Genomic DNA, 6,399 nt, shown 5'->3' with positions numbered 1-6,399 from the left:
GCACTTTCTTTCCTTGCATTGGTATGTCCTGAAATCTTCTTTCATAATGTGAGTGAGTTTTTGCAGATGTTTTCCCACAATAAGGGCAGATAACCACTGGGCGATTCGAAACAACATATATGAAAATTGTATCGCCTACGATTTCATGGTTTACATAATTTAAGTTTTCATCCAGCAATTTTATAAATTCATCCATTGTTTTATCTCGTTTCCGTTTTTCTTTTATTTTACCAGAAATGAGCATAGTTTCAACTAACTATGGAAAGAACCACTTTTTCATTGACATTCACACCCACACTAGCTGGAATAAATGCATTGCCCCTTTTCTCGATTTGCTATACAAAAAATAAGTATTATAATAAAAAGAAAGGTGTCTTATACTATAAATCAAAGTATATTTCATTATATGCTCGACTTATTGAGCTGCCTACAAAGAAAATTTACATCAGATATTTTTTAGGAGAAAACCATGAATAGAATCGAAAAAGCTACTTTTCTTCACCATAAGGGATATAATTGTGCCCAATCCACTGCTTGTGTCTTTGCAGACCTCCTTTCTATAGATAAAAAATTACTTTTTAAAGTAGTAGAATGCTATGGCTCCGGTATGGCTGACAACTATGGCACATGTGGTGCCCTTTCTGGTGCTGCAGCCGTCGTTGGATTACTTAAAAGCACCGGGAATTTAAATGGTCCTCCATACTCAAAAGCAGTCACTTACCCTTTGATAAAAGAAATCAATAATATTTTTCGACATAAAAATGGATCCACCATCTGCCGTGAATTACGCGGCATTGATACAAAAAAACCTCTCCGTTCATGTGATGGCTGCATACAGGATGCAGTAGCTATCCTGGAAAAAGTTCTAAAATTATCGGAAAACAACTGAATATTATATAATACTCTCTAAACTCTCTCAAATATGTTAGATTCATGTTTGAGAGAGTTTTTGTCTTAATATCCCAGCTCTTTCCCCACGATAATACCCTTTATTCTATCTTTCACTCGCTGCCTTCTAATTCATTACAATTCGCTCTGGGCTATTACTATCAATACAATGGCTCAAACTTGCACAAGGTGTCTTTTTTCTGCTGCATAAATAATTGAGTATTTGTATGATTTGTTCGTTTTTTCAGCTTATTTTGTGCCTTTTATTCGAGCGTGTGTACTAAATAAAAAATAACCTTTTATACAAAAAACTTAAATAGCAAATTGTTAACATTCCTAGTAAATAAATTGACAATTTACTGCCATAATGATACAATTATTAAAACATTAGAAGTAATCTTATTATAACAAGAACATGTGAGAGTCCTTTTTTGTAAGGGGACTCTTTTTTGCGTTTTTATAATGCTTACGAGTTAGCTGTTCAATATAAGCTAATCATATAAAGTTGTATTATAGGTGGATTTATTATGAAAAATGATTTTCAATTTGCTTTTTTGGCTGTTGCTGTTAGGTTATTAGATAAGTATAAATTTAATATTGCATTAAATACGCTTATAAAAGCGCAAGAGTATTATTCTACAGAAGATTATCAAAAATCGCTTACGAATGCCTTGCTCGCTCTTGATAATACAATGCACTCAATTTGTATGAATAAAAAATGGATTAATACTGTAGGTTCAAGATCAAAACTTATTAATGTTATTTGCAATAGTAAATTGATTCCAGGATATTTACAAAATCAGTATACCTCGTTAGTTAATATTTTAAGAATTGATCCTTTATCATTAAGACATAAAGATCATTATAAAACCTCCGATGATATTCCAGAGTATTTTACTGCATTTGCATTACAATCAACTATAGCTAGTATAATTTTTTTAATTAGAGCATATGAAGATACCGAAAAATTAGACCTAGTAAAAAAATGAAAGTTATTCAAATTTTGCTTAAACGTGAAAATCCAATATCCAATTACTACTAAAAGTGTATCGTCATTTAAGTGATGCACTTTTTTTTCGTCTCAATATCTTTCCCAGCCCCCACAGCTCAACATGCATCATTTCGCTCGCATTCGCCGCTTTAAGGGTTGTCTGTGCAAAACCCGCAGGTAGATGTAAAAATAACTGTCAATGGCTGCTGCACCTGCTAATTTTTAAAATTCGGACTTAAAGTTATTTTCTTAGCATACCTATTTTATTTGAACCCAAATATTCAAATCGATGTTTTAAATATAATTTGTCAGCTGGTATATTTGCATGCAGCATTATAAAACAATCTTCATTTGTGTTTGCATTAAACCATTCATCTATGATATCCAATATTTTATCTGCAATTCCTTGTCTTTGAAAGTTTCTATCAACCATAATGTCTGTTACCGCAAATGTTATCCCACCATCGCCAACAATTCTCCCAAAACCAATTAGTTTTTCATTTTCATACACGCTTACTATTAATAAAGAACCTATCATTGCCTTATCAATCATGGAATTTTTCTTTTCATTTCCCATGCCTGAATTTATCCTTAATCTGTTATATTCATCAGATGTTGGTATTCTATTTAAAAATTTCAAATGGTTATCTCCTAAAAATCCGTTAACTATATAGTTTATTTATTTTTCCAGCTTATTTGTGTTTTTTTATTCGAGAGTTGTGCACTTTTTATTATTGCTCTAGATACAATTATTTTGAAGAAATCTCATATAGCAATTGAACCACTTACATCCGTCATCACGATTCATTCACAAGTTTTCCAGTCATATAGTCAATTTCCATAACTAGAACATTCATATTGTTTCCTGCTTTTTTTATTTCATTCTCTATAGATTCTCGAGTTGGGTAAAATTTTTTTGCTAACATCCGGCACTGTTCTAATCCTTCATCTTTATCTGTTAAAACCTCTAGTCTGCCAAGACAGACAACACTTTTTATATTGAGTGCCCAATCATTTTCCTTAACAAATCCATTATCCATTACAGTGAAGCAAACCTTATTATTTTTACCCATAAGATCAAGCTTTAGTCCCTGTTTTGCTCCATGAAAATATAGTTTTCCATCCTTCTCATCATAGTATTGGTTTAACGGAATTGCATACGGATATCCATTTTCACCATGAAAAGCCATTATTCCACGTGGCGCATTTTTTAACACCTCAACGCATTCTTTTTTAGATATTCCTTGTTTAAAACGTCTCATTTTTCTAAAATCACTCATCTCTTATAACCTCCATCATCATTTTCACTAAGCATTTGAGATTGCTCAATTATTTTTCAAGAACGTTAGGCCGCTAAATGCTTGCCAATTGCTACCTGATTTTATATCTTCCTACAATGTTCCAATATACTAGTTTGAGCCTATTGTAATTTATTTGTTTTTTCAGCTTATTTTGTATCTTATAATTCGAGAAGGGTGCATTATGTGAAGACCTCAATCATTTTGACTTATCATTGTAATTTTCAAAAAGAAATTTACTTCCTTTTCGCATAATGCCAATATTTTTTCATCATTAACTAATTCTGATAAAATCTCATATAATCTTTCATTCAGTTTATCTTCTTTCTGAGAGATACTATTTTTTATCAGAAACCACGCTGTCACTTTTTCGTAGTATCCCTCTTTTTTTGCAAAATAAGCTGTTAATTCTATATATTCTTTATCGAATCCAATAGGATGCCGTCCTTGTGAAGAAAATATATTTCCCGCCGCACAAGTTAAATTCCTTTTTATATAGGCTCCAACAGGTTTCTCATTTTGAAACAGCTTCTCAAAATCACAATAAACAGTCACTAAATCTTTTTTTTCGATTTCAAGTAGTTTTCCATGCATTTTCTAATAAAGAAATCAAAAAAACTGCTATTGTTTCCATTTTTGATTATTTCAAGTATGGATTCATGTTCGCGAATATAAGCAATTATATCATTTATCACTATATCAAAGCTTTTTTCTTCATTATTCGATAAGTGCATAAAAACTTCTCCAGTTTCATATCCATTGATATAGTTAATATCCAAAACATCACAAGGTGCTAACTCCAGCATATTTTTCTTCAATTGTTTTAACTTTTTCGAAGTATGGACTACGGATTTAAACACCCGACTGTATAAATTCAGCAGATTAAACTCTTTAACTTTCCCAGCTATAGAGGTAAACAGTTTGAACTTTTGAGAGATTCTTAACGGACAATAAAACACAAAGTAAAATACGGAATAACACCTTTTGCTACTTTTAATATAGTCAACATTTTTAATGATAAAGTTGTAAAGTGCCTTACTAAATACAGAAGAATCTCTTTGAGCACAAAACAGTGCATATTCCAACAATGATGCTTTTTTCAAAGCTGGGAATAAACTAAGTAATGCATTTTCATTTTGTGCATTATAGAAAATATAGCAAGGAATAAGCCATTCCTTCAATTCCGCTGGATAACCGGTTATACTTTCCACTTTGAACTCTTTGGAACGAAATCGATTTTTAACCATTATTGCAGCCCAATAAGGAAAGACTCTAATTCTATAAGAAATTTGTTGAAATCCATATGAAACAGAAAAATTTTCCTTGCAGATTGTAATAGTAGATGATAATAATTGGACAGATCTTAAGCAGCTTAAATCTGATTTATTTAATTCTGAATCCTTAATCACACAATTTAACTTTTCTATTACACAGTCAACAATTACTAACACAGTAGATTGAACCGTAGTAGAATTACACTCTGCAAGTTTATTTGCTTTCCAATCGAAGATTTTTTTTATGAATTCATAATATGTCGAAGGAGATGAAACCCATTCTTCTCCTTCAATACATTCTCTAAAGTATAATGCCTCAAGTGGAGTTGTGATTCCTTTGTTAACATCAACATAAGTGTTACTCATACGTCCAGAAAGTGTTTTCTGAAGTATTGTTTCAACAACATGCCATTCCTTGTTAAGCTCATCCATATTTACTGCGTGCTGAAAAATAGCTAATCTTTTTTTACTTATATTTAGCAGAGAATTCTTTTCAATACAATATCGTTGCAAAAAATTTGATATATCTTCTAAAGCATAGTACTCATACCCATTAATAGTTAATAACCATTTAAATTCCTCATATCGTGAAAATCTATTAATACAAGAAATTAAGCTATTCCACTTTGATTTTTCATCAATAATTAAATGAATATTTTCAATAACAAAGCATATTTTTATTGGGAGATAGCTTAACAATTTTGAAGCATCCTCAAGAGACTGTACAGACTTACCTAATAAATCCGCCATCTCATGAATCAGCAATTGCTCAAGATTAGAATCACTTACAACTTTGCTTATATCAAAAACATACGGAATAATACTAATATCTCTGATTTTCAATTTTTCTAAGCAATATTTTATATATCTATTTACAAAGAAGGTTTTTCCAGATCCAGTTGTTCCAGTAATAACTAACACTTTGTAATAATGTGGATATTTAAGCAGTTCTCTGATTTCACTTTTATTTTCAGACTTTGCCGTTTCAAAATCGTATAGACCTAAGAGTTCCTTAATTTGAACCAAAACGTCATCACAATCTTCGTTTGAATAAATAAACGATAGTTTTTTGTTAATTTCATCTTGATTATATTGTTCATGTGGTAATCTGGTGATTAAATCCAACACATCTTTTTTCCAAGAGTTATTAAACAGCAGATCAAGCCGTTCAAATACCGAGGTCAGTTTTAAGCAATATTCTGTCTCGCATTCTTTGGCGTCAGTATATCTAAGTAGTTTTGCTTCAAGTCTTTGAACCACTAAATCTCGGTCTGAAAACATTTTATTTTCAGTGCCTTCATTAAGCTGAATCCTATTAAAAAGGAGTTGATTGTAGGAACAATTTTCGAAAAAGAAATTAAGCCATTTTCTATAGTCTTTATCTGTTACAGGGAGATACATTGTTGCCTCGAGAATAGCTCGAAAGTTACTATCATTCCATATTCCACCTTTTATATTGTATTCCTCACAAAACGCCTTCATAACGATTTCTTCGTCATACTCATATTTTTTGTCTTCATAATACTACTGCATGGTATTCCTAAGTACATCCCATGTTTGCGAGCCTAAATTAGTATCGCAGTTGTGCGCTCTTGCTACTTTTTCTACGCCATACCATAGTGCACTAGCTCCCAGCCTAATTAGAAAACTTTGTACTGCCCCAGTTAAAAGTGCAGCATTAAGTAATGGTATAATTGAATCTACTCCAAACATATTTACACCCTCTCTTGTATAGCATAAATTGTTATCATCTGTCTCTGATACTCAATTTCGTGGCATTTATACTCAATACTAAACTATCGAATGACTTTTCTTTGATTATTCTCTTGATAATCCCCCAAAATACAAAACATTGGATTGTCAACAGTAAACTAAACAGATTTTTTAAGGGCATTTTCTTTGAATGCTCTTGGTGTTAAATAATTCAAAGAAGAATGAATTCTGTAGT

The 6,399-nt window shown here is 31.5% G+C and carries 8 protein-coding genes; 2 read left to right on the top strand and 6 right to left on the bottom strand.

The window, feature by feature from the left end; all coding sequences use genetic code 11:
* Positions 1 to 196, bottom strand: a 196-nt coding sequence (locus HNR32_RS13375) for a transposase family protein (protein WP_221300632.1), incomplete at its 3' end; no start/stop codon positions are given.
* Positions 197 to 469: 273 nt separating this feature from the next.
* Between HNR32_RS13375 and HNR32_RS13370 the strand changes: the two genes are divergently transcribed.
* Positions 470 to 889 (top strand): C-GCAxxG-C-C family protein, encoded by a 420-nt coding sequence (locus HNR32_RS13370; RefSeq protein WP_183863499.1) that lies wholly within the window; start codon positions 470 to 472, stop codon positions 887 to 889.
* A gap of 526 nt (positions 890 to 1,415) precedes the next feature.
* Positions 1,416 to 1,877, top strand: coding sequence for an abortive infection family protein (locus HNR32_RS13365; RefSeq protein ID WP_183863497.1), 462 nt, complete (start codon positions 1,416 to 1,418; stop codon positions 1,875 to 1,877).
* A gap of 243 nt (positions 1,878 to 2,120) precedes the next feature.
* Here the strand turns inward: HNR32_RS13365 and HNR32_RS13360 are convergent, their stop codons facing one another.
* From HNR32_RS13360 to HNR32_RS13340, 5 genes are all read right to left on the bottom strand, one after another.
* Positions 2,121 to 2,519 carry a GNAT family N-acetyltransferase gene (locus HNR32_RS13360; protein ID WP_231038156.1) on the bottom strand — a complete coding sequence of 133 codons (399 nt, stop codon included), beginning with the start codon at positions 2,517 to 2,519 and terminating at the stop codon, positions 2,121 to 2,123.
* A 157-nt stretch (positions 2,520 to 2,676) separates the two neighbouring features.
* Positions 2,677 to 3,159 (bottom strand): pyridoxamine 5'-phosphate oxidase family protein, encoded by a 483-nt coding sequence (locus tag HNR32_RS13355; protein WP_183863495.1) that lies wholly within the window; start codon positions 3,157 to 3,159, stop codon positions 2,677 to 2,679.
* Between the two features lie 213 nt (positions 3,160 to 3,372).
* Positions 3,373 to 3,771 carry a hypothetical protein gene (locus HNR32_RS13350; protein ID WP_183863493.1) on the bottom strand — a complete coding sequence of 133 codons (399 nt, stop codon included), beginning with the start codon at positions 3,769 to 3,771 and terminating at the stop codon, positions 3,373 to 3,375.
* Positions 3,732 to 5,933: an NACHT domain-containing protein gene (locus HNR32_RS13345; protein WP_183863491.1), complete on the bottom strand. Its 2,202-nt coding sequence runs from the start codon at positions 5,931 to 5,933 to the stop codon at positions 3,732 to 3,734. Before HNR32_RS13345 ends, HNR32_RS13350 begins: the two co-directional genes overlap by 40 nt.
* A gap of 42 nt (positions 5,934 to 5,975) precedes the next feature.
* Complete coding sequence (locus HNR32_RS13340; RefSeq protein WP_183863489.1) at positions 5,976 to 6,164, bottom strand: hypothetical protein; 189 nt, start codon at positions 6,162 to 6,164, stop codon at positions 5,976 to 5,978.
* Positions 6,165 to 6,399: the final 235 nt, after the last annotated feature.

The organism is Pectinatus brassicae (assembly GCF_014201835.1).
GTDB classification, from domain to species: Bacteria; Bacillota; Negativicutes; order Selenomonadales; family Selenomonadaceae; genus Pectinatus; species Pectinatus brassicae.
Note: the sequence above shows the minus strand (reverse complement) of the source record. Positions and strands in the feature narration are given on the sequence as shown.